The 1076-nt window shown below is 67.0% G+C and carries 3 protein-coding genes; 1 reads left to right on the top strand and 2 read right to left on the bottom strand.

Features of this window, described 5'->3' with window-relative positions; translation table 11 throughout:
- Window positions 1-275 (bottom strand): glutathione S-transferase N-terminal domain-containing protein (locus tag QZH66_RS16745; RefSeq protein ID WP_305806992.1); only part of this gene is annotated, 275 nt, incomplete at its 3' end.
- 26 nt (window positions 276-301) lie between these two features.
- Here QZH66_RS16745 and QZH66_RS16740 point away from each other — a divergent pair.
- A complete protein-coding gene (locus tag QZH66_RS16740) occupies window positions 302-433 on the top strand; it encodes a hypothetical protein (RefSeq protein WP_305806991.1) in 132 nt (43 codons plus the stop codon).
- Between the two features lie 40 nt (window positions 434-473).
- Here the strand turns inward: QZH66_RS16740 and QZH66_RS16735 are convergent, their stop codons facing one another.
- Window positions 474-950: a hypothetical protein gene (locus tag QZH66_RS16735; RefSeq protein ID WP_305806990.1), complete on the bottom strand. Its 477-nt coding sequence runs from the start codon at window positions 948-950 to the stop codon at window positions 474-476.
- Window positions 951-1076: the final 126 nt, after the last annotated feature.

Here is a 1076-nt window from a genome sequence, read left to right as displayed (position 1 = left end):
GCGCCCGATTCGAACAGTGCCAGCGGCTGGCCGCCCGGCCCGTCGGGGTCGAGGATGGCCGGGATCTTGTTGTTCGGGTTCAGCGACAAAAACGCGGGCGACATCTGGTCGTTCTTGTCAAAGCCGACCCGGTGCGGCTCGTAGGGCAGGCCCAGCTCCTCCAGCATGATCGACACCTTCACGCCATTGGGCGTGGGCAGCGAATACAGCTGCAGGCGCTCGGGATGCAGTGCGGGCCATTTCTCGGTGATGGGGAAGGCGGAAAGATCGCTCATGGGCAGGCCCAGGGTGGAATNCCAGCATGATCGACACCTTCACGCCATTGGGCGTGGGCAGCGAATACAGCTGCAGGCGCTCGGGATGCAGTGCGGGCCATTTCTCGGTGATGGGGAAGGCGGAAAGATCGCTCATGGGCAGGCCCAGGGTGGAATGAAAAACGCCCGCCGGCGGCGGGGTGCGGATGGGGATGCGTTTTACGGCTGCGGCTTGGGCACCGGCACCAGCTCCATCACCAGCCCCCGGTCGGTCACGGTGAGCTGGCCCGGCTGCAGGCCCGCGCCCTGGGCCAGCGCCAGGTCCTTGTCGCGCAGCTGGTGCAGCGTCACCTCGTCCAGGGTCTTCTCGGCCAGCGCCGGGGCGTAGGTCTGGAGCATGTCGGCCAGCGCCGGCGGCAGGTCGTTGAGCATCAGCGCGTTGATGTGGATCTGGTGCGCCCGCAAAGTGTGGTCGCTCGGCTCGTAGCGCAGCGAAAAGTCCACATCCAGCCCGCCGCTGTAGCTGCGCTTCAAGGCGTTGCCCGAGAGCTCGGCCACCATCGTGGCGTTGATCTGGTTGGTCTGCGGCAACAGGCGCAGCACGGGCGCCTGCAAGTCCAGCGACAGCAGGCCCGCCACCGGGTAATGCTGGGGAAAGCGCCGCGCCACCACCTCCTGCAGCTGCTCCTGCGTCACCGTGTAGCTGCGTGGCCCGGGCCCCGAACAGGCCGTGGCGGCCAGGGCGGTAAAGCAAAGGACAAGGCGGAGTGCGAGGCGGCGGTGCATGGCGGGAAAACGATCAAAAGCGGCAAGGCCAGCCAT

The sequence above is a fragment of the Stenotrophomonas sp. YIM B06876 genome (genome assembly GCF_030711595.1).
GTDB lineage: Bacteria > Pseudomonadota > Gammaproteobacteria > Xanthomonadales > Xanthomonadaceae > Stenotrophomonas.
This window is presented reverse-complemented; position numbering and strand designations above follow the sequence as displayed.